Source organism: Corynebacterium tuscaniense (assembly GCF_008693065.1).
GTDB lineage: Bacteria > Actinomycetota > Actinomycetes > Mycobacteriales > Mycobacteriaceae > Corynebacterium > Corynebacterium tuscaniense.
This window is the reverse complement of sequence record NZ_VXKH01000116.1, coordinates 1-1893: the sequence shown is the minus strand read 5'-3', so window position 1 is coordinate 1893 and position 1893 is coordinate 1. Positions and strand designations below refer to the sequence as shown.

Here is a 1893-nt window from a genome sequence, read left to right as displayed (position 1 = left end):
CATCGGGTTGTTCAGCTCGTGGGCAACGCCTGCGGCGAGTTCGCCGAGAGAGGCGAAGCGCGCCTGGCTCATCAGCTCGCGGCGCGCTGCTTCCAGGTTGTGCAGTGCCGCGGTCAAGCGTGCGCGCTCGTCTTCGAGTTGCGCGGTGAGTTCGTGCTGCTCGATCTGGATGTCCTCGGCGCGGCGCAGGCGGCGGTCGTAGGAGCGCACGAAGAGGATATTGAACAGGCGCGCAAGCTCCGGCTCCTGGCGGATGAGGTAGTCCACCTGCTCGGTGGGCAGCTGGACTGCGACGACCTCGGTGGTGGTACGCGCGGTAAAGAAGCCGACCCGGTTGCTCGCCAGGGCGAGTAGTCCGATGACGTGGCCGGTGGAGGCGTGGTGCATGACGATATCGCCGGCGTCGGTAAAGCGCTGCAAAAGCACCTGGCCCGAAAGGGCGAAGATGACCTCCTCGACGTAGTGGCCCTCCTTGGTCAGGTAGACCCCCGGCGGGAAAGTCAGGCGCGGCTGGTAGCCCAGGTGCATGTCGGCGGCCTTGATGATGCGGCTGATGATCTCCTGGTCGGTCAGCCCTACGTCCAGTTCGGTGACCTCTGGCAGGGCGAAGGTGCCAGCGATAGAGGGGTCGTGCTTGCCGCGCATGTACCAGTAGCGGTTGAGCTGCTGCTGGATGTTGTGCAGGAGTGCTTCTGCCTTGATCGCCGGGGTGAACACGAGCATGTCGAGCCGCCCCATGTCAGTAAGTGCATCCAGGCCCGCGATCTCTGGCGCGGTGGTCAGCACCATGACGCGGGTGTACTCGAAACCGGGCTCGGAGATCAGCTCCAGCAACGGGTGGTCGGGCGCCAAGCCGTCCTCGTGGACGGTGACGGTGACAAGCGCAAGCGGGTCGCCGCCCAGAAGCGAGCGTAGGTGCTCGACATTATCGGCGGCGAGGATGTCATGCGTGGCGCCCAGTGCCTCGTTGACCAGCTGCTGCACGTCGCGGGTGGCCTGGGATTTGCCGACGATGGCGAGGGTGGAGCGCGGCAGCATTTAGACCACCAGCCCCATGAGCTGCCAGACGGGCGGCAGGGCGAAGATCAACAGCAGCGTGGCCACGGTACCGACCACGAGTCCGACTAGCGCCATCTGCGGAATGGAGATCTCCTTGGTGGCGTACGCAATCGCGTTCGGCGGAGTGGAGATTGGCAGCGACATGCCCAGCGAGCAGGCGATTGCCACCACCGCGGCAACCACGAGCGGGTCGATGCCGTCGAGCGAGAGCGCCAGCGAGACCGCCAGTGGGACCAGCAGGTTGGCGGCCGCAGAGTGCGAGATGACGTTCGCCATGCCGAAGCCGATCAGGCCCAGCACGACGAGGATCGCCAGCGCACCCATGACCTCCCAGCTGACCGAACCGACGAGCCACTCGTCCAGGCCGCTCGCACCCACGCCCGTGCCGAGCGCGATACCACCGGAGACGAGCCACAGCACCGGCCAGTCAAGTGCCTGGACGTCCTTGCCCCTCATCACCTGCAGGCACAACAGTGCCACGACGGGGATGAAGCCGACGGTGTTGGAGGAGATGCCGTGGAGCGGCTCGCTCATCCACAACAGGATGGTCAGACCTGCCACGGCGTAGAAGAGTTTCGCGTCGGTGGCGGTGTTCCACTTCGAGCGCATCTCGATGGAGATGCGGGTCTCAGCGGGGATGAAAACGAGACAGAGAAATACCCAGGCAAAGGCGAGGACAACCAGCATGAAAGGCACCGCCATGAGCATCCAATCCACGAAGGACACACGGATGCCGTGCTCGGCGAGCGCACCGATCGCGATCGCGTTCGGGGGTGTGCCCACCGGGGTGCCGATGCCACCCACGTTGGCAGCGAGCGGGATCGACAGCGCCAC

2 protein-coding genes are annotated in these 1893 nt (G+C 65.3%); both read right to left on the bottom strand.

The window, feature by feature from the left end; translation table 11 throughout:
- The coding region (locus F4V54_RS10700) for a cyclic nucleotide-binding domain-containing protein (protein ID WP_150387128.1) at positions 1 to 1038 on the bottom strand (1038 nt) is incomplete at its 3' end.
- Positions 1039 to 1893, bottom strand: an 855-nt coding sequence (locus F4V54_RS10695; RefSeq protein ID WP_211359489.1) for an SLC13 family permease, incomplete at its 5' end; no start/stop codon positions are given.